The following is a 20,147-nucleotide window of genomic DNA, read 5'->3' on the forward strand; positions in this document are numbered from 1 at the left end:
GCCGCGAGGGTAACGACTGCAAGGATGAGGCCCGTGCCCGCGCTCATCCTCGGTGCCGGCGGCCAGCTCGGCCGCGCCCTGTCCGCCGCCCTCCCCGCCGCGACCGCGCTGACCCGCGCCGAGTTCGACCTGGCCGATCCCCGCGACCTCGACTGGTCCGCCTACGACACGGTCGTCAACGCGGCCGCCTACACGGCGGTCGACCGGGCCGAGCGGGACCGCGCCGCGGCCTGGGCGGTGAACGCCGTCGGCCCGGCCACGCTGGCCCGGCTCGCCGAGCGGCACGGCTTCCGGCTCGTCCACGTCTCCTCCGAGTACGTGTTCGACGGCACCCACGACGGTCCGATCCCGGAGAGCGCGCCGTTCTCACCGCTGTCCGCCTACGGCGCGTCGAAGGCGGCGGGCGACGTGGCCGTCGGCCCGGGCCACTGGATCGTCCGGCCCACCTGGGTGATCGGCGACGGCGCCAACTTCGCCCGCACCATGCGCAGCCTCGCCGAGCGCGGGATCTCCCCCACCGTCGTGGCGGACCAGATCGGGCGGCCCACCCTGGCGTCGGACCTCGCGGCGGGCATCCTCGCCCTGCTCGACGCCGAGCCGGGCACCTACCAGCTCACCAACTCGGGCGACCCGGTGAGCTGGGCGGAGGTGGCACGTGTGGTGTTCTCCCTCTCGTCTCGGGCGCCCGAGGACGTCACCGACACGACCACCGCGGAGTACTTCGCCGACAAGCCCGAGGCGGCCCCGCGGCCGTTGAACTCGGTGCTGGACCTGACCAAGGCCGAGAAGGTGGGCGTCACGCTGCCGGACTGGCGCGACTCCCTCGAGAGGTATCTCGCATGAAAGGCATCGTCCTCGCGGGCGGCACCGGCACCCGACTGCACCCCATCACCCGGGGCGTCTCCAAGCAGCTGCTCCCGGTCTACGACAAGCCGATGATCTACTACCCGCTCTCGACCCTGATGCTGGCAGGGATCCGGGACATCCTGGTGATCACCACCCCCGAGGACGCGCCGATGTTCCACCGCCTCCTGGGCGACGGCGGCGAGTTCGGCCTGAACCTGTCCTACGCCACCCAGGCCGCGCCGAACGGCATCGCCGAGGCCTTCCTCATCGGCGAGCAGCACATCGACGGCGACTCGACGGCGCTGGTCCTGGGCGACAACATCTTCCACGGCCCCGGCTTCTCCGGGATGCTCCGGGACGCCCGCGCCGGCCTCGGCGGTGCGCACGGCCACGGCCACGGACACGGCCACGAGGGCGACGGCTGCGTCCTCTTCGGCTACCCGGTGAAGGACCCCGAGCGCTACGGCGTCGGCGAGGCGGACGCCACCGGCCGCCTGATCTCCATCGAGGAGAAGCCCGCCAAGCCCCGCTCCGACCGCGCCATCACCGGCCTCTACCTCTACGACGGCACCGCGGTCGAACGCGCCAAGGCCCTCACCCCGTCCACCCGGGGCGAGCTGGAGATCACCGACCTCAACCGCGCCTACATGGACGAGGGCCGCGCCCGCCTCGTCGACCTCGGCCGCGGCTTCGCCTGGCTGGACACCGGCACCCACGAGTCCCTGCAGGAGGCGGGCCAGTACGTGCAGATCCTGGAGAACCGCCAGGGCATCCGCATCGCGTGCCTCGAGGAGGTGGCGCTGCGGATGGGCTTCATCGACGCCGAGGCCTGCTACTCCCTCGGGGAGAAGCAGGGGAAGAACGGGTACGGGGAGTACGTGATGGCGGTGGCCCAGGCCTTCACCGGGTGATCGCAAGTCATTGCTGCACCGGGCTCGTGGTCACGACCGTCTTCCACGGTCCGTCCGGCACGCCCACATCATCGACGAACCGCCAGCTCACCCGGTCGTCCTGGCCGTTGAGGTCCGCGAATCCGAGACACCCGTTGAGCGCGGGGGAGACGTCCATGCCTGCGCCGTTGTAGCGGGCGTTCTGGGGCCGCGCGTCGTCGGCTCCGAAGACGTAGACGTGATCGGCGTACTGCCCGGGACCCGCGTCCTGAACCTGCCCGAAGCAGGTCACCCCGTCCTTGGTGAGCTGTACCCACCGGTTCTTCATGTAGCTGAACCGACGGTCGTCGGCCCGGCCCGCGTAGCCGGGGTCCCCGGCCCACGGGACGACGTCGGCGCGCATGGCGAAGGCGTCGGGGTCGTTCAGGTCGTCGAAGGGTAGGTCGAGGTAGAACGGGTTCTCCCGCGGCGTCATCACCGTCGGGAAGAAACCGTTCGCCACGGTGCGCCTCTCGGTCTCGCACCGTCCGTCGACAACGACCCCGTCACATCCGCCGTAGGACTTGAGCCAGTGGCTGTCGTATGCCGACAGTTCCTGGCTGCCGTCTGCGGCTTGCGGGTCGAAGATCTCCCCGACCCAGAACGTCGTGGCGACGACGTCGGTGTGCACCGGGTAGACCCGACCCGGGGGCAGAGGCACGCCGTCGGGCACCGGCGCGGGCGCGCATGCGAGAAGGACCAGGCAAAGGACAGGCAACCGGCGGTAGAGCGACCTCGACGGCGACCACGACATGTCCCGGAAGCCTGCCGGCGCGCTCGGGGCGGGACAAGAACCGCCGGCCACGGCCCGCAGGCGGGGTAACGGCACCCCCGGTGGGACCGACAGCAGGAAGGGCGCCGTGGCTCGTGGGGCGGCCCTGACCGTACGACGAAGGATGGTCGATGCCGTCAATGCCGACCTGGCTCCTGGTGCTGCTCATCATGGGCGTGAACCTCACTCTGTGGGGCGGGCTCGGGATCGTGCGGCTGCTCGACGAGGCTCACGTGCGCGTCCGGCTCGGCAGGCGTGCGAGCACCGGCTGGGGTGACTCGGAGGAACCCCGCAAACTGCTGCCCCGTCGTGGTGGGGGCATCGGTGCCGCCGACATCGCCGTCCTCGTGCCCGCCCACAACGAGTCAGCGGTGATCGGTGCGGCGCTCGAGTCGTTGCGTGCGCATTTCCCGGCCACCAACATCCACGTGGTGTCGGACAACTCCTCCGACGACACCGAGGAGATCGCCCGGTCCTACGGCGCCCGGGTCGTCGCGACCCCCTCCGGACGTGGCAAGGCGGGCGCCCTCGCGTTCGGCGTGGAGCACTTCGGGCTGCTCGACGCGTTCGAAGCCGTGATGATCATCGACGCGGACACCCGGTTGACCGAGGGCTATCTCCACGCCGCGCTCCCCCTCCTCGACGATCCGGACGTGGCAGTCGTCGCGGGATGCGCCGAGACCGACTGGGAGACCACGAAGACCTTCAGCCCCGGCCGCATCGTGATCGCGCACCGGTCCAGGCTCTATGCAGTGGTTCAACGGTTCGTGAAGTACGGCCAGGCCGGTCGACTTGTGAACGCGGTCCAGATCGTGCCCGGATTCGCCTCGATCTACCGGACCCGGGCACTGCGGCACATCCGGGTCGACCCCCCCGGGGTCGCCATCGAGGACTTCCACATGACGTTCGAGATCTACCGGCAGCGGCTCGGCCGGGTGGGGTTCTCCACCCGGGCCGTCGCCCGCACCCAGGACCCCGACTCGTTGCGCGACTACATCAAGCAGACCCGGCGATGGAGCCTGGGCTTCTGGCAGACGGTCCGACGCTACCGGGGCAGGCCGGACGTGTTCGCCTGGGGCGTCGCCGTCCTGATCGTGGAGCTGGTGATCTCCAGCGTCATCATGCTCGCCACCGGGCTCGGTGCCTTGTTCCTCCTGCTCGCCGAGGCGGCGCCGAGCCTGGACCTCATCGCGCCGTTCTTCGACCTGCACAGCTGGGTGGTGGCGCACTTCTCCCTCACGGTGTTCGCGATGGGCATCCTCCTGCCCGACCTGATCCTGACCGTGGTGGTGGCCGCAGTCGAGCGGCGGGCGCTCTACCTGCTCTACGCGCTGTTCTTCCTGCCCATGCGCATGATCGACTCGGCCGTCATCCTGTGGGCCCTGGGCGCGTCCTGGCTCACCCGCTCCAGCGGGGTGTGGACCAGCCCGACCCGGCGCGCCACGCCGCCGGGCTCCGTCGTTGCGACTGCCGTCCCCGCGCCGCGGGCACCGACCGAGATTCAGGTCGGCAAGGCGTGAAGCACGATCGTCGGCATCGGGAACACACTCCTCGGATGCTCGCCATGGCCGCCGCCACGGCCGTCGGTTCCGCTGCACTCGGCATCGCGTCCCCGGCGTCGGCACACGCGGCACCCGGGAGTTCGGGGCCGGTCGTGTCGATCACCTTCGACGACTCCACCGCCGACCAACTCGCGGCCGCCGACGTCCTCGAACGGCTCGGGTTGCGGGCCACCTTCTTCGTGATCTCGGGACACATCGACGAGCCGGGCTACTTCACCCGCGACGATCTCGACCGGGTGGCTCGACAGGGACACGAGATCGGTGGGCACACGGTGTTGCACCCACGCCTTGCGGAGGTGTCGGCCGACGAGGCACGCCGCGAGATCTGTCTCGACCGCACGAACCTCACCGAGTGGGGCCACGAGCCCCGAGTGTTGGCATACCCGTTCTCCTCGACCGCGCCGTCGGTCGAGGACTCCGCGCGCTCCTGCGGGTACGACGCCGCCCGGCTGGTCGGCGGCCTGGCCGCTCGCGACAGTTGCGTGGCATGCGACAAGACGGAGGCGATGCCGCTCCAGGACCCCTTCTCCGCCCGCTCGCCAGGGCAGTTCGATCCCACGTGGACGCTCCCGGAGATGCAGACCCTCGTGCTGGACGCCGAGCGCACCGGCGGCGGCTGGCTGCCGCTGGTGTTCCACCACATCTGTGACGCATGCGAGGACAACGCCGTCGGGTTGACGCAGTTCAGCGCGTTCGCCGACTGGCTCGCCGCCCGGCAGGCGGCCGGCACGCTCACCGTGCGCACAGCAAGCGAGGCACTCGGGCTGGCTGCGCTCCCGTTGCGGGAGACCCCGGACGTCCCGTTCGGTGCCCCGCCGAGCAGCCCCGTGAACCCGACGCTGGAGGACCGGGGCCCCGACGGGCGCCCGGTGTGCTGGACGTTCGCCCCGAGTGGGGTGAACACAGCGACGGTCGCCGCCGCTCCGGGGCGTGGGGGTGGCTCCGGCGCCGAGCGCATCACCGTGACCGAGTACCGGAGCGGAGATGCGAAGCTCCTACCGACGATGGACCTGGGCGACTGCGCTCCCGCTGCCTCGGAAGGACACCGCTACCGACTCGCCACCGGCTTCCAGAGCGACGCCCCGGTCCAGTACGCGCTGTTCGTGCGGGACTTCCACGGAAGCTGGTCCTACTGGACCTCGAGCCCCTTCTTTGCGGCGAGCGAGCGCTGGGACGAGGCGCGGTGGGTCACCCCGGAGACACCCCCCGGCACCACCGCCCTGTCCTTCGGGCTGGCGCTGACCGGCGTCGGCTCGCTGACCGTCGACTCGACGACCATGACTCCGACGGTGGATCCCTTCCCGCCGTTGTCCGGACCACGGGCACTGGCGATAGCCGCGATCAGCGGGGCGGCCGCCCTGGTCCTGGCGACGATCGGGCTGTGGGTTCGCCGGGCCCGCCGCACCGCCCACTGAGGTGCGGCGCCGACACTCGACGGCGGCCTGCCGGACGAGGTCCCGCAGGCCGCCGTCGTGCGGCCGGTCAGCCGCTGAGCGACCCCTCGTCCAGAAGGATCGGCGTCCCCGGCTTGACCTGTGTCGGCCCTGGGATCTGGGTGAGAACCGGACCGGTCGGCCCCCGCCTGTCGGCCCGAGCACGGTGGGCCGACGGGCCGGTCGGGATCGCCTTGCGCACCTCGCGACGCGGTTGGACCGCGATGGACGCCCCCGGCGGAGCCGGCACCGTCGGCGACGCGGCCACGGCGGGTCCGGCCGACCGGGCGGTTGCGGAGGGCGCAGCGACGACCGCCGACTGCTGGCCCGCGACGGCGGGCGCACCCACCGAGTCGTAGACCGCGTAGCTGTCGGTGACCAGCTGACCGTTGGAGAAGAGGTTCAGCCCGAAGCTGATCCCCGTCGCCCCCGCGGGCACCGCGGGTGTCGTCCAGACCGCCTGGGTGAAGGTGGTGCCGGCCGCGAACCACGGGCTCGACGTCCAGTACACCCAGGTGCCGATGCCCGTGCGGTAGTACACCGCGAACTGGGTCACCGCGGTGGAGGTGTACCAGGCCCGCAACGAGTAGGTCTTCCCCTCGGTGACGCTCGGTGAACACCCGCCGAGGTCGAGCGCCGGCAGCAGCTTCGCGTCACCGTCCTGGTAGCCCGCCATCACGAGCCGCTCGGACTTGGTCCCCTGTTGCGCCCCACCGGTGAGGGTGGTGAAGGTCGGCGAGTTCGTGCCGTAGCCGCCGGCCATCCAGCATTGCGGCAGCCCGTTGGTCCCCGCGGTCTCGAGAGACGCGTTCTTGACACCGTTGGCCCCCGCTGTGGGTGGCGGCACCGCAGGCCCGTTCACCAGCGGCTTGACCGCGCCGCCGACGGTCTGGCCCACCGTCTGTACGACGGTGTTCTGCGCCGCCGCGCGCGGCTTGAGCCAGGCGACGAACTGGTCGAACACGGCCTGGCTGATCGAGAGCGGGTCGCTGCCGCCGATGTGATGGAAGGTCAGCTGCACCCACCCGCCGTTGTTGGCCTCGGCGTTCGTGACGGCGGTCTGCAGGTCGGCCAGCGTCCAGGTGTTGTCGACCTGGTCGAGAGCCTTCGTGTAGTAGCGCGAGGCCGTGGGGACAGGCACGGTCTCGGCGAACGGGCAGCCCGTGCACCCGAACCTGCTCTGGATGTCGCCGAGGCCGCGGGCGCTCTGGTAGCCGCAGTTCTTCACGATGTTCTCGGTCGCCGTCGTCGCCGCCGCGAACGGGTAGGCGAAGCTGCGGGTCTGGATGCCCCAGTTGGCGAGGTTGACCCGGTCGTTGCAGACCTGCCGCTGGGCCTCGGCGGCGGGCAGGCTGGTGAGGTCGGGGTGGGTCACCGAATGCCCGCCGATCTCGTGCCCGTCCGCGACCAGTGACTGCAGGTTGGCGACGGTGAAGTAGCCGGGCTGGTTCACGAAGCCGGAGTTCACGTAGAACGTCCCGGCCATGCCGTTGGCCTTCAGCGTCTGGGCTGCGGGCAGCTGGTCCGCGTTGCTGTCGTCGAAGGTGAACGACACGATCGTCTTGGGTGCCGCCGAGGCGGCGGGAGCCGCGACGACGGCCAGGCTCGTGGTCGCCGCGATCGCCGCGAGCAGGGCCAGGATCGCCCGAACCGGCTGCCGGGCACTTCGGCCCGCGCGGCTCGGCGGGCGATGAGGTCGAGAGGGGAACACGCTGACTCCAAGAGGGGGATGCTCCGACCGTCGCCGGACGGAGGTTCGAGGGGATCGTCAGAGAACGACGCGGGGTCCTGCGCTGACCCGATAGGTGGTGTCGAGGATCGCGGGCGCCGACGCCAGCCATTCCGGTTCGGTCCGGCCGTGCAGGGTGTGCACGATCACGAGGTCGGGTGCGAAGGCGAGGGGGTCGGCCTCGCTCTGCAGCTCACCCACGCCCTCGACCCGCAGCGTCGGGATCATCTCGTCCTGGTACGCGATCTTCGCGCCCCGCGCGGCGAGCAGGGCGAGGATCTCCAGGGCCGGAGACTCCCGAACGTCCTCGACGTCAGGCTTGTACGCCGTGCCGAGGACCAGGACTCGGGCCCCCGCGATGCTCTGCCCACGCGCCGCCAGCACCTCCACGCAGCGGTCGACCACCCGACCCGGCCGCGCCGCGATCCCGTTCATCGCCTGCTCGATGACGGGGCTGGTGATCCGCCTGCGGCGCAGCTGCCACAGCAGGTAGTGCGGATCGCACGGTATGCAGTGTCCGCCGACCCCGGGCCCCGGGTAGAAGGGCATGAAGCCGTACGGCTTGGTCGCGGCGGCGGCGATGACCTCCATGACATCGAGGTTCAATGCGCCACTGATCTCGGCCATCTCGTTGGCGAGGGCGATGTTCACCGCGCGGAACGTGTTCTCCAACAACTTCGTCAGCTCGGCCGCCCCCGTGGACGACACCGGGTGCACCTGCTCCGCGTAGCCGCCCAGCACCTCGACGGCGAGCTCCGTGCACTGCGGCGTGGCTCCTCCGACGACCCGTGGAACCGCCTCGTGGGCGTGGCCCGCGTTACCCGGGTCGATGCGCTCCGGGCTGAACGCGACCGCGATGTCCTCGCCCGGACGGAGCCCGCGCGCGGCCAGAGGGTGCACGAGCAGGTCGTCGGTGGTCCCGACGTACGTGGTCGAGGTGAGGATGAGCACCTGACCGGGGACCGCGTTCGCGACCACCGCTGCGCACGCGCTGCGCAGGATCGACAGGTCGGGAACCAGGTGCGCGTCGACCGGGGTCGGAACGCAGACCACGACCGCCCGTGCGTCAGCGAGCAACCGTGCGTCATCGGTGAGCGCGAACTCGTCCGCCGAGGCGATGATGCTCGCCTGGAGACGTTCGCGGTCCGAGGCCAGCAGATCGACCCGGCCCGCAAGGATCGCCTGCAGGCGGTCCAGCGACACGTCGAGGCCGAGCACCCGTTGGCCGGCCGCATGCATGGCGAGGGCCGTCGGCAGCCCGACGTACCCGAGCCCGACGATGGCGATGTCGTACGGGAACTCGCGACTGGCGGGGTGCGGCGTAGCCACAGCGGCGTCCGCACTGGAGAGAGCAGGCCGTCGACCACCGGCCACGGCTCGAGTCTGCTGTTGCGGGATGTACTCGACCAGGGCGGAGCTGGTGACAGGAGTACTGGTCATAGGGAATGTCCCCCCGGGGATGTGCGGTCACGCCGCATCGTCGTCGATCTGGCCCACTCGCAGGTGCAGCCCCGACGCGACTCCCCGACAGACGTCGCGTCACCGGTCTCACAGAATGCCCCGACCCATTAGCCGACGCAATACTCGCAAGACCCGACCCCGCGCTTCTTCTTCCGAGCACACGACCCAACTACTGCATTCGGCCGAAGATCTACGAGCGCGAGGAAGTGCTACCCCATGTGTTCTCGCCGGAGGACGACTCAGCGATACAACTTCTCCGAAACACTACTCTGAGTAGCTACTTGGTTCCCCGATGGGACGGGCCATTCCATCGTCGCAGACCATCGCGTCCGATACAGCGGCTTGATCAACACGGGTGGTAGCGACTATGATCCGTATCACGCACATGATCTTCATTCTCGTGGATGAAGATCGAATCGCTGTTGATCGGGACGTAACACGACTCAAGGTCCTGCCGAGTGTACCGAGGAGGACCACGAGAGAGCCGTCGATCCCGTTGTTTCGACATGCAATCCCGTAGTCGCGACCGGAAACTTTCCTCTATTCCAGTAGACCGGAGAAGGTGGAGTCTTGCGCACTGTCATCACAGGTGGAGCCGGTTTCATCGGCAGCCATCTGACCGAGCATCTGCTGAGCTCCGGCGACGAGGTCACCGTCCTTGACGACCTGTCGACCGGGTCGGTGGACAACCTCGCCGCGGTTGCGGATCACCCACGGCTGACGTTCGTGGAAGGGTCCATTCTGGACACCGAACTGCTCGGCGAGACCATGGCCGGGCATGACCGCGTCTTCCACCTCGCAGCGGCGGTGGGCGTCCGGCTGATCGTGGACGACCCGCTGCACGGCCTCCGGGTGAACATCCACGGCACGGAGAACGTCATGGAGGCGGCACGAGAGCACCGACTGGCCGTACTGCTCGCCTCGACCAGCGAGGTGTACGGCAAGAACACGGCGGACCGGTTGGCCGAGGACTCCGACCGGATCCTGGGATCCGCCCTGCTGTCCCGCTGGACCTACGCCGGCGCCAAGGGCATCGACGAGGCGTTCGCCCACGCCTACGCGACGCGTTATGACGTCCCGCTCGTGATCGTGCGGCTGTTCAACACGGTGGGCCCGCGCCAGACCGGCCGGTACGGGATGGTCGTTCCCAACCTCGTCGGGCAGGCCCTCCGTGGGGAGCCTCTCACCGTCTTCGGCGACGGACAGCAGACACGGTGTTTCTCGTTCGTCGCGGACGTGGTCCCGGCGCTCGTCGCGCTCGCCGAGTGCCCGGCCGCCGACAAGCTCGCGGTCAACCTCGGAGGGCTGACCGAGATCTCCATCATGAGCCTGGCCGCGCGGATTGCGAGCAGGCTGGACAGCCCCAGCCCGATCACGCTGGTGCCGTACGCCGAGGCCTACGGTCCCGGCTACGAGGACATGAGGCGGCGCGTCCCGGACAACACGCTGGCGGGCAGGCTCGTCGGCTTCGCCCCGCGCGCGACGATCGAGGAGATCATCGACCGTGTCGCGGAAGCGATCGCCGTACCGGCCCCGGCACGCTGAGGGTGCGACCCGTCGGGTCCACCGGGTCCACCGGGTCCGGCGGTCCGAGGGCGGGATGGGAGAGCGGACGCCACCGGACTCCACCGGAGGACCGGGCCGGGCGGCGCTCGTCCTGGCCCCTCGTGATCGGTCTCGCCCTCGTGCTGGTGACGCCGGCGGCGATCTGGGTGCCTCGGATCCTGGCCGGTTCGTCGGAGGTGGTCGCCGCGGTCCCGTACTGGGATCTCGACGACGGGCTGAGCAGCCTCGCGAGGAACCGGACGGCGATCGACCTGGTCACGCCCTGGTGGTACGGCCTCGCGCCCGACGGGACGGTCGTGTCCGACCTCCCCGGCGGGGCCGCCGAGGAGGAGCGAGCGCTCCAGGTCGCGCGCGAGGGCGGCACCCGGCTCCTCCCGACGGTGGCGAGCACTCACGGTGGCAGCTGGGCACCTCAGGTCGTGCGGGACGTTCTACACGACGACGCGCGGCTTCGGGCTCACGTCGAGGCGCTCGTCGCCCTCGCTGCCTCGCGCGACTTCGCCGGTCTACAGCTCGACTACGAGGACCTGGACGCCGGGGACCGCGGCGTCTTCACGGAGTTCGTCGCGCAGCTGGCCGGAGCGCTGCACGCGCAGAATCGTCAGCTCTACGTGACCGTGCACCCCAAGACGGACGACGCCGGCTACGACGGCCGCAACCTCGCCCAGGACTACGCCGCGATCGGCCGCAGCGCCGACCGCATCGTGCTGATGGCCTACGACTGGCACTGGCAGGACAGCACGCCCGGCCCGATCGCCCCGGACGACTGGGTGGAGCCGGTGATCCGGTACGCCGTGACCCAGGTACCGCCGGACAAGCTCATGCTGGGCGTCGGCCTCTACGGGTACGACTGGCCCGCGACGGGCCGGGGCGCACCGGTGGTCTGGCGGGAGGCGATGGCGCTCGCCGCTGCCGCGGGCACCACACCTCAGCGGGACGCGGGTGGCGCGATGCATTTCGCCTACACCGCGGCGGACGGTGTGACGCACGAGGTCTGGTTCGAAGACGCCGAGAGCGTCGAGCCGAAGTTCGCGCTCGCCCGGCAGTACGGGCTCGCCGGGGTCGAGCTGTGGCGCCTCGGCGGTGAGGATCCCGCGGTCTGGCCGCTGCTGGGTGCCGGGTAGACGGGCCTCGGTTCGACCCGTGCCGGTTCAGGGTCCGGCTCGGGAGCGTCGCTCACAGACCGGCGATCACCACGGCCCGAGTGCCGTCCACCCTGGCGGCCGTCAGCACCAGTGATCCGGCCACCGGGAGTGCGTCGCCCGAGCGCACCTCGCGAACCGTGAACATCCGCCGGGCACCGTCGGGGAACCGCGCGCTGATCCGCACCCCGACGACCAACTCGTCCAGCGGCGAGGCCGACGGCAGTGTCGCGACCGCCCCACTCCCCACCTGCCGCCACCCCGCGGTCGGGACCGTGACGGACCCGAAGGGCAGGACGAGGACAAGCGGGCCGACGGGGCTCGTGGCCGAGGCGGACGCCGCCGGGTTCGTCGTCGATGGCGGGACGGTCGTGGTGGACAGGACCGTGGTCGTCGGCGGTGGAACGGTGGTGGTCGGCGGGACCGTCGCGGTCGGCGGGACCGTCGCGGTCGCCGACGCCGGTGACGCGACCGCTCGTGGGGCTCCGTCCGCGCGGGCGAGCGCCGACGTCGCTTCGGCTGGTGGCTCCGCCGCCGGCACCTCGAGTGGGGGCGCAGCCGGCGCACCCCCAGGATCCAGAGCCTCACCGGCGTCAGGCGCGGGTGCGGGGTCCGGCAAGGCCGCGGCGGTCTCGCCCGGCTCGGGCGGCGCCGGTGGCGTCTCCCACCTCTCCGGTGTGGACCCGGGGAGTGCGGTCTCGGCGGGGACCGGCGCAGAGGCCTCGACGGCCCCTGACCGAGAGGCGCCCGCCGTCGGCCGGGTCGCGCCCAGGTAGTCGTCGCCCGGCCAGCGGACGTACGCGAGTTGGACGGGTTCGCCGAAAGTCGGGGCATTCACCATCCGCCCCTTCCCGATGTACATGCCCACGTGGTGAACCTGCGCCCGGACCCCGTAGAACACGAGGTCACCGAGCTCGAGCCGGCTGTCCGCGGCCAGGTGCGGCCCGGCGAGGTACTGGGTGTGCGCAGTGCGCGGCAGGTCGAGCCCCGCGACGCCGTAGGCGTAGTGGGTCAGCCCCGAGCAGTCGAAACCCGCATCGCCCGCTCGGGGTCCGTCCCCGCCCCACACGTAGGGCAGCCCGATCTGGTCGAGCGCGGCGCGGACGGCGATCCGGGCACGCTGGTCCGGCGCCGCCATGGTGACTACCGTCTCCGCCTCGGTCGGCCGGACGCCAACAGCGCCCCCGTCCACCGTGGCGAGCGGCAGGTCCACAATCGTTGCCGCAGGCGATTCCGACAGGTCGACCGGCGGCGCAGAGCCGCCGACCGCCGCCCGACCCGGGGGCGGCGGAGGCGCCCCGAGCACCACGGCGTCAGCGGTCAGGACGCAGAGTGCGCAGAGCACCACGACCGTTGCGGACCGTCTGCCCGTCGGCGGCGCCGACCGGCGGTGACGTCCCGTGTGCTGGGTCACACCGGGCTGGTCGTCGGCTGGCAACCCCGCGTTAACGCCGCCGCCGGAGTGATCAGCATCCCACCCCGCACGCCGGCGCCGCCGGCACGATGTCCCCCGTGCTCAGGCTGCTTCCCGCGCTGGTCCTGATCGTCACCACCGCCTGCACGACCCCCGCGCCGGGGGCCGGCTCCTTCGGGTCGGCCTGTGCCGCCGCGGGCACGGACCTGTCCTACGCCGAGGGGATCACGGCCACCGTGGCGACCGCCGAGATCGTTCCCGCCGCGGGCGAGGTCCCCGAGCACTGCCGGGTCACGGGCACGATCGACCCGTCCGTCCGGTTCACCCTCAAGCTGCCGCTCGCCGCGGCGTGGAACCAGCGGTTCGCCGTGATCGGCTGCGCCTCGACCTGCGGCTACGAACAGGGGGAGGAGTGCGACCCGGGCGTGCTGTCCGGGGTGGCCACCGCGACGTCGGACGCCGGGCACCGGGCCACCGACGACCTGTTCCGCTGGGCGGTGGAACAGCCCGGCACCTTCGACGACTGGGCGTTCCGCAGTACGCACGTCACCGCCGTCGTCGCGAAGGCGCTGACCGAACAGGTCTATGCGCGTCCGATCGGCCACTCCTACTTCACCGGCTGCTCCAACGGCGGCCGGCAGGGACTGATCCAGGCCCAGCGCTACCCCGCCGACTTCGACGGCATCCAGGTGGACTCCCCCGCGCTCGACGCCCTCGGGCACGCCGCCGCGAGCTGGCCGTGGACCGTGGGCGCCGCGTTCACCCCGGACGGCGCGGCGCGGCTGACCCGGGAGACGGTGGACGCCGTGTCCCGCACGGTCATGGCCCAGTGCGACGGGCGGGACGGAATCGCCGACGGCCTGGTGGCGGACCCGTTGTCCTGCACGCCGGACCTCGGCGCCGCGGGCCTCACCCCCGACCAGCGCGACATCGCCGAACGCCTCTACGCCGCGCCGACCAACAGCGCGGGCCCGATCCTGCCCCGCGGTCTGCTCCCGGGCTCGGAGTCGGTGGAGTGGGCCGAACAGTTCGCCACAGACCGGTCGTTCGTCGCCGAGAGCGCCCGCAGCGCGATCCGCTACGCGCTCTACGGCCCGCCGCTGGGAGCGGAGGCGCAGGTGGCGGACTGGAGCCCGGAGGACGTCCCGGCGCGGGTCGCCGGGTACCGCGCAGCCGCGGACGCCACCGCGAACCTGGACGCCTTCCGCGCCCGCGGAGGAAAGCTGCTGGTCACGGTGCCGCTCGGGGACACGGTGGTGAGCCCGATCGCCACGCTGAGCTGGATGGACCGGGTACAGGCCCACCATCCGGACGCCGACGACTTCGTCCGTTTGTTCGCGCTGCCGGGCATCGGCCACTGCTGGGGCGGCCACTACGGTGCCACCCCACAGACGATCCAACAGCTCGTGTCCTGGGTGGAGCAGGGCACCGCGCCGGACACCGTCGACCTGTGGTTCGGGGACCGCCGAGTCCCGACGTTCCCCTACCCGCGGACCACGGTCTACCGCGAGGGCTCGTACGTCCCGAGCGCGTGAGCCGTCAGTTCGGAGTGGCGGCGAGGCCCTCGCCTGGGTGTGCGGCGACGTAGGCCGCCAGGGTCCCGTCGCGCACGGCCTGCCAGAAGGCGACGCCCGCCGCCTCGTCCAGGTAGACGACGGACTGCGGGCCCTCGCTGCCGAGCCCGGCGACCGGTGCGCTGGTGAAGGTCACCCCGGCGGGCCGCAGGTTCCGCCACTGCAGGGCGAGGTCTCGCAGGCCGCCGTTGGACAGCGTGTCGTCCACGCTCACCGTGCGGCTGGTGGTGTCCACGAGCTTGTAGAGCCCGACCGGGTCGGACAGGCTGTCGCCCGCCTTGGTGAGCAGCGCCTTCAGCGCGTTCTGCTGGCGTCTCGCCCGGTCGAGGTCGCCACCGGGCAGGTCGTAGCGCTGTCGGACGTAGGCCAGGGCCTCGGCGCCGTCGAGGTGGTTGAGCCCCTCGTGGAAGGCCACTCCGGCATTCGACGTGGCCGCGGCCACCCGGACGTCGATCCCGCCGACGGAGTCGACCATCTCCTGGAAGCCTGCGAAGTCGATCACTCCGAAGTGGTCGACCCGGACCCCGCTGACCGCCTCGACGGTCTGGATCAGCAACGGCGCCCCACCGAAAGCGTACGCCGCATTGATCTTGTTCGGTCCGCGCCCGGGGATGTCCACCCAGCTGTCCCTGGGGATCGAGGTGACCGAGGCCGTGGTGCCGTCCGGCGCGACCCGGGCCAGCATGATCACGTCCGACCGCTGGGAGCCGCCGCTCGCCACCGCGTCCGTGCCGGTGGTCGGCCCGTCCGCCCGGCTGTCCGTGCCGACGAGCAGGAAGGTGGTGGCCTCGGTGGCCGCCGGCCGGGTCTCCTCGGGGATCCCGGTGAAGCTGTCCGGCAGCCGGGTGACCCGGGAGCCGAGCGACTCGGTCAGGGCGTAGATCGCTCCGGCGGCGACCAGGATGAGGGCCAGGACGGCCACGAGCAGCCCGATGAGGACCCGCCTGGTCCGGCTGCGATGTCGCGTGCCCACCGAATCCGCCGACACATTCCCCGACACCACGACTCCCATTCCGCCGAACCCGCCCAGGATGTCTGCGGGCAACGCTGGATCGTTACCGATTCGGGCGTCCCGACGTCGGGCGCCGACGACTCTGACGACACGCCCCGGATTCAGAGCCCTGACCGTGTCGGGCGATCGACCGACACGCCCGGCTCGGCACGGATGGAGGCTCCGACCTGGCGATGTGACGTCGCTCTCCGAGAGGCAGGGACACCGACGGGCCCGGTGGTCGATCAGGCCGGATGAACGGCTCACCGGTCACTCATTACACACATAGCTCTACTCCGAGCAGGGCAGATATACCCCATTCGGTCCACTCGGCCGCTTGTAACGCGGCTCGACAGGAAGCCGACAGTCCACGCGGTTGAATTCTCGACGACGTGGGGGGCGCGGCGTGAGCGGTCATTCCGAGATCAGGACTGGAGCGCCCGTATGGCAGGGCGACCCCGCCCCGACGCTGCCCGTCCAGCGATCCCGGTCCGCCGCGGCTTTCCCCCACACCGTCGACACCCGCTGGCAGAGCCGGGTCCGGCGACTCGCGATCGCCGCCGACCTCGCCGTGATCACCGCGTGCACCGCGCTGTTCGTCGTCATCGGACTCACCGGCATGGAGGCGGCGGACCGGGCCCGCCTGGTCTGCGGTCTCATCGGCGCCGCCCTGCTGGTCGCCGCACTGCCGCTGGCCCGGGCCTGGGACGGCCGCGTGCTCGGTGCCGGTTCCACCGAGTTCCTCCGCCTGTTCCGCGCGGTGTTCGGCGCGACCGTGGTCCTCGGTCTGGGCGGGCTGAGCCTCATGGTCTCGTCCGTGCGGATCTGGGTGTTCCTGTTCGTGCCGCTGATCGGCGGGGCGCTCGCGGTGAGCCGCTTCGTGCTGCGCAAGGTGCTGCACCACCAGCGTGGCCGGGGCCGGGCGATGCTCTCGGTGCTCGCCGTGGGGTCACCCGAGTCGGTGGCGGACATGGTCCGTCGCACCCGGCGGGACGTGCACTTCGGCTGGCGCATCGACGGGGCCTGCACCCCGACCGGACGCGGCACCGAGGGCGGCCCGTCGGTGCTGGGTGTGCCGGTGATCGGTGACCTCGACTCGATCGGACCGCTGCTGGCGGGGAAGGCGTTCCAGGTCGTCTCGGTGGGGCAGGCGCCCGGCTGGGGCGCGGGCAGGCTCCAGCGGCTCGCCTGGGAGCTCGAGGGCTCGACCACCGAGCTCGCGGTCGACCCCGGCCTGATGGAGATCGCCGGACCGCGGATGCACATCACCCCGGTAGACGGCCTCCCCCTGCTCCGGCTCTCCCAGCCGCGCTTCACCGGGGTCCCCCGGGCGCTGAAGCTGACCTTCGACCGGATCCTCGCCACCGCCCTGCTCCTGCTCGCCGCCCCGATGTTCCTGGTGGTCGCGATCGCGGTGAAGGTCGACGGCGGGCCGGTCTTCTTCCGCCAGGAGCGCGTCGGCATCGACGGCCGCACCTTCCGAATGGTCAAGTTCCGGTCGATGGTCGTCGACGCCGAGGCCCGCCGTGCCGCCCTCGCCGCGACCAACGAGGCCGCGGGGCCGCTGTTCAAGATGGCCAGTGACCCGCGGGTCACCCGCGTCGGCGCGCTCCTGCGCCGCTACTCGCTCGACGAGCTCCCCCAGCTGCTGAACGTCGTGGGCGGCAGCATGTCCCTGGTCGGTCCCCGCCCCCCGCTGCCCGCCGAGGTGGAGGCCTACGAGGACGTCGCCCGCCGCCGGCTCCTCGTCCGCCCGGGCATGACGGGCCTGTGGCAGGTCTCCGGACGCAGCGACCTGTCGTGGGAGGAGTCCGTCCGCCTCGACCTGCGCTACGTGGAGAACTGGTCGATGGCGATGGACCTGACCATCCTGTGGAAGACCGCGGGCGCGGTTCTGGGCAGCCGCGGGGCGTACTGAGCCCGGCGGCGCGGCAGGATGTGAACTGGCCCCCAACTCCACAGGGCGGTCACAGGTCCGCCACGCATACTGGCCGGGTGATCCCGGCCCTCGTCCTCCTCGCCCTGGTCGTCCTCGCGGCGGTCAGCAGCCGGACCGGACTCGGCGGATCCATCGCACTCGGCCTCGCCGGCCTCGCCTGGCTGCTGGTGAACAGCAGTGTCGAGGGGATCGTGCTGCTCAGGTTCACCCCGCAGAACGGTCTCACCGGCGCCGACCTCGCCGGGCTCGCCGCCATCGCGATCGCAGGCGTCCGCACCGTCCGCATCCTGCGCACCCGGAGGCGGACCGAGGCCTGAGCGGAACCCGTCTCCGGGCGGTCCGGCCTGTCGTCGGATCAGCCGCGCGGCGGCACGATCCGCTGCACGATCCGGTAGACGGCGTCTGTGATCAGCTCGACGGCGTGGCGGTGCGCCGCGGGGGGACGCCCCATCGGGTCGGGCAGCCGCAGGTCCTCCGGGTCCATGCGGACGAGCCCGCGCAGCATCCGGGCCTGCTCGACGAGCTCGGTGGCCCGCTTGACCGGGTCCTCGGCCGGGAGCAGGGTCTCGTCCACCGCGTCGGCCAGTGCGGCGAACTCGCGGAGCGCGAAGGTGGTGCGCAGGCCTGCGGGCTCGCGCTCGACGATCGCGCTCCGGTGTCGGACGTTCGCGCCCAACACCAGATCGGCCCGGCGCACCATGGGCGCGCGCAGCTGACGGGCTCGGAACTCGCCCGCGACCAGCCCGTCGAGACCCCACGGCGACAGCTCGTCCCGGGTGTCCGGGTGCATCATCTCGCCGACCACCGCCCCGACTCCGGCGCTGGCGACGACGAAACGCGCGGCCTCGTGGCCGCCCAGCCCGCCCTTGAGGATGTGCTTGGTCATGATCTCCGCGACCGGCGAGCGGCAGATGTTGCCGGTGCACACGAACAGCAGCCGGAACGTCTCCGTGTCCGGCGGTGTGGCGGCGTGCAACGACATCTGGTCCCCCGACCCGTCGTGGATGGCGTCTCTCCCCGGTGACATCGCGGTGACGGGGCGGAACGTGAGCCCCACGCCGCCAGCGTCACACGAACCGACCAGCCGTCCTCGCAATTGATGATTCGACTAACTCTTCGTAACGGGTTCGCTCTGTCGAGCGACGGACGGAGCGATCGACGCCAAGGGGATCGCTCCCCGGGCCTGACGGGCCTCCCTCGCACCGTAGCGATCGAGTTCCGTCGTGCCCAGGGCGTCGAGCAGTTGTTCTGGTGGTCATGGGGGGTCGTGGATTTCGTGAGCAAGCAGCCGGGTGTCGCCGAGCCGACGAGCGAGGGAACCGCCGTCGAGGTGCCCGTCCAGCGTCCCGCGCCGGATATACAGCCGCCGCGGGCTGACGGCTGGCGGCCGAAGCTGCGCCGCGTGGTGATCCTGACGGACTCGTCGATCGTCCTCGCCGGCACCGGGCTGGCCGTGCTGCTCGGGTGGACCGGTGCCGAGGCTGCGGATCGGGCACACCTGGTCAGCGGCCTGCTCGCCGCCGCGCTGCTGCTCATCGCCCTCCCGGTGGCCCGAGCCTGGGACCCGCGGATGCTCGGGGTGGGCACCGCGGAGTTCAAGCGCCTCGGCCACGCGGTCGTCGCGACTTCGGTGATCCTGGCCCTCGGCGGACTCACGTTGCTGGTGGCGTCGGTCCGGATCTGGGTGTTCCTCCTCGTCCCGGTGATCGGTCTCGCCGTCGGCTTCGGCCGCTTCGCCGTCCGTAAGTGGTTGCACAGGCTGCGCGGCTCCGGCCGCGCGATGGCGTCGGTGCTGGTCGTGGGCGACGAGGCCGCCGTGGCCGACATGGTCCGCCGGACCCGCCGGGACGTGCACTTCGGGTGGCGCATCGATGCGGCGTGCACCCCGAGCGGGCGGGGTCCGGCCGGTGGGTCGCACATCGAGGGCGTCCCGGTGGTGGGCGACCTGGACTCGGTGGCCCCGATCGTCCACGCGAAGCGGTTCGCGGTGGTCTCCGTCGGGCGGGCGGCGGGCTGGGGCCCCGGTCGCCTGCACCGCCTCGCCTGGGAGCTCGAGGGCACGGACACCGAGCTCGCCGTGGACCCCGGCCTGATGGAGGTCGCCGGCCCGCGGATGCACATCTCCCCGGTCGACGGTCTGCCGCTCCTGCGGCTGTCGAAGCCGCGGTTCACCGGGGCGGCCCGCGTGCTCAAGACCGTCCTCGACCGCTCCGCCGCGGCCCTGCTCCTGCTGCTCGCCGCGCCGGTGTTCCTCGCCGTGGCGATCGCGGTGAAGTCGGATGGCGGCCCGGTCTTCTTCCGCCAGGAACGGGTCGGCGCCCAGGGCCGCATGTTCCACATGGTCAAGTTCCGCTCGATGGTCGTCGACGCCGAGGCTCGCCGCGCCGCGCTGCAGGCCGCCAACGAGGGCGCGGGTCCGCTGTTCAAGTTGGCTCGCGACCCCCGCGTCACTCGGATCGGCGCCCTGCTGCGCCGCTACTCGATCGACGAGCTCCCCCAGCTGCTCAACGTCCTCAACGGCACCATGTCCCTCGTCGGCCCCCGCCCTCCCCTCCCTGCCGAGGTGGAGACCTATGAGGACATGGCCAGGCGCAAGCTCCTGGTCCGCCCCGGGATGACCGGCCTCTGGCAGGTCTCCGGCCGTAGCAACCTGTCCTGGGAGGAGTCGGTCCGCCTGGACCTCCGGTACGTGGAGAACTGGTCCATGGCCATGGACCTCACCATCATGTGGAAGACCCTGGGCGCCGTGCTCGCGAGCCGCGGCGCGTACTGAGGAGACCGAGTACGAC

The 20,147-nt window shown here is 71.5% G+C and carries 16 protein-coding genes; 10 read left to right on the forward strand and 6 right to left on the reverse strand.

Annotated elements, in window-relative coordinates:
• Positions 1-33 precede the first annotated feature (33 nt).
• The gene (locus BLS43_RS23935; RefSeq protein WP_218129985.1) at positions 34-843 is read left to right on the forward strand and encodes an SDR family oxidoreductase; all 810 of its coding nucleotides are present in this window, start codon (positions 34-36) and stop codon (positions 841-843) included.
• Positions 840-1,757, forward strand: coding sequence for a glucose-1-phosphate thymidylyltransferase RfbA (gene rfbA, locus BLS43_RS23940; RefSeq protein ID WP_093088958.1), 918 nt, complete (start codon positions 840-842; stop codon positions 1,755-1,757). The genes BLS43_RS23935 and rfbA overlap by 4 nt, the downstream gene beginning before the upstream one ends.
• A 7-nt stretch (positions 1,758-1,764) precedes the next feature.
• Here rfbA and BLS43_RS23945 read toward each other — a convergent pair whose 3' ends face one another.
• The gene (locus BLS43_RS23945) at positions 1,765-2,436 is read right to left on the reverse strand and encodes a hypothetical protein (protein ID WP_218129986.1); all 672 of its coding nucleotides are present in this window, start codon (positions 2,434-2,436) and stop codon (positions 1,765-1,767) included.
• Between the two features lie 242 nt (positions 2,437-2,678).
• Here BLS43_RS23945 and BLS43_RS23950 point away from each other — a divergent pair, with 242 nt between their 5' ends.
• Both BLS43_RS23950 and BLS43_RS23955 read left to right on the forward strand, forming a co-directional pair.
• Positions 2,679-4,067, forward strand: a complete 1,389-nt coding sequence (locus BLS43_RS23950) for a glycosyltransferase family 2 protein (RefSeq protein WP_093088960.1) — start codon at positions 2,679-2,681, stop codon at positions 4,065-4,067.
• Between the two features lie 35 nt (positions 4,068-4,102).
• Positions 4,103-5,524 (forward strand): polysaccharide deacetylase family protein, encoded by a 1,422-nt coding sequence (locus tag BLS43_RS23955; RefSeq protein ID WP_093088961.1) that lies wholly within the window; start codon positions 4,103-4,105, stop codon positions 5,522-5,524.
• Between the two features lie 67 nt (positions 5,525-5,591).
• On the opposite strand, the gene BLS43_RS23960 is transcribed toward BLS43_RS23955, so the two are convergent.
• Both BLS43_RS23960 and BLS43_RS23965 read right to left on the reverse strand, forming a co-directional pair.
• On the reverse strand, positions 5,592-7,253 hold the full coding sequence (locus tag BLS43_RS23960; protein WP_093088962.1) for a polysaccharide deacetylase family protein: 1,662 nt from the start codon (positions 7,251-7,253) through the stop codon (positions 5,592-5,594).
• Between the two features lie 57 nt (positions 7,254-7,310).
• Positions 7,311-8,711, reverse strand: a complete 1,401-nt coding sequence (locus BLS43_RS23965) for a nucleotide sugar dehydrogenase (protein ID WP_093088963.1) — start codon at positions 8,709-8,711, stop codon at positions 7,311-7,313.
• Between the two features lie 591 nt (positions 8,712-9,302).
• On the opposite strand from BLS43_RS23965, the gene BLS43_RS23970 reads away from it, so the two are divergent.
• Positions 9,303-10,277 (forward strand): GDP-mannose 4,6-dehydratase, encoded by a 975-nt coding sequence (locus tag BLS43_RS23970; RefSeq protein ID WP_093088964.1) that lies wholly within the window; start codon positions 9,303-9,305, stop codon positions 10,275-10,277.
• Between the two features lie 122 nt (positions 10,278-10,399).
• Positions 10,400-11,422 carry a glycosyl hydrolase family 18 protein gene (locus BLS43_RS23975; RefSeq protein WP_176921505.1) on the forward strand — a complete coding sequence of 341 codons (1,023 nt, stop codon included), beginning with the start codon at positions 10,400-10,402 and terminating at the stop codon, positions 11,420-11,422.
• 52 nt (positions 11,423-11,474) lie between these two features.
• Here the strand turns inward: BLS43_RS23975 and BLS43_RS31885 are convergent, their stop codons facing one another.
• A complete protein-coding gene (locus tag BLS43_RS31885; RefSeq protein ID WP_342741197.1) occupies positions 11,475-12,578 on the reverse strand; it encodes an NlpC/P60 family protein in 1,104 nt (367 codons plus the stop codon).
• Between the two features lie 374 nt (positions 12,579-12,952).
• Here BLS43_RS31885 and BLS43_RS23985 point away from each other — a divergent pair, with 374 nt between their 5' ends.
• Positions 12,953-14,389 (forward strand): tannase/feruloyl esterase family alpha/beta hydrolase, encoded by a 1,437-nt coding sequence (locus BLS43_RS23985; protein WP_176921506.1) that lies wholly within the window; start codon positions 12,953-12,955, stop codon positions 14,387-14,389.
• Between the two features lie 4 nt (positions 14,390-14,393).
• Here the strand turns inward: BLS43_RS23985 and BLS43_RS23990 are convergent, their stop codons facing one another.
• Complete coding sequence (locus BLS43_RS23990; RefSeq protein WP_245707751.1) at positions 14,394-15,401, reverse strand: LCP family protein; 1,008 nt, start codon at positions 15,399-15,401, stop codon at positions 14,394-14,396.
• A gap of 424 nt (positions 15,402-15,825) precedes the next feature.
• Between BLS43_RS23990 and BLS43_RS23995 the strand changes: the two genes are divergently transcribed.
• Together BLS43_RS23995 and BLS43_RS24000 are read left to right on the forward strand one after the other, a co-directional pair.
• Positions 15,826-17,337 (forward strand): sugar transferase, encoded by a 1,512-nt coding sequence (locus BLS43_RS23995; RefSeq protein WP_245707753.1) that lies wholly within the window; start codon positions 15,826-15,828, stop codon positions 17,335-17,337.
• Positions 17,338-17,414: 77 nt separating this feature from the next.
• The gene (locus BLS43_RS24000; protein ID WP_093088966.1) at positions 17,415-17,675 is read left to right on the forward strand and encodes a hypothetical protein; all 261 of its coding nucleotides are present in this window, start codon (positions 17,415-17,417) and stop codon (positions 17,673-17,675) included.
• 38 nt (positions 17,676-17,713) lie between these two features.
• Here BLS43_RS24000 and BLS43_RS24005 read toward each other — a convergent pair whose 3' ends face one another.
• The gene (locus tag BLS43_RS24005; RefSeq protein ID WP_093088967.1) at positions 17,714-18,415 is read right to left on the reverse strand and encodes an arsenate reductase/protein-tyrosine-phosphatase family protein; all 702 of its coding nucleotides are present in this window, start codon (positions 18,413-18,415) and stop codon (positions 17,714-17,716) included.
• Positions 18,416-18,634: 219 nt separating this feature from the next.
• Between BLS43_RS24005 and BLS43_RS24010 the strand changes: the two genes are divergently transcribed.
• Complete coding sequence (locus tag BLS43_RS24010) at positions 18,635-20,131, forward strand: sugar transferase (protein ID WP_245707755.1); 1,497 nt, start codon at positions 18,635-18,637, stop codon at positions 20,129-20,131.
• Positions 20,132-20,147: the final 16 nt, after the last annotated feature.

Origin of the sequence: Pseudonocardia oroxyli (genome assembly GCF_900102195.1) — a bacterium.
Taxonomy (GTDB): domain Bacteria; phylum Actinomycetota; class Actinomycetes; order Mycobacteriales; family Pseudonocardiaceae; genus Pseudonocardia; species Pseudonocardia oroxyli.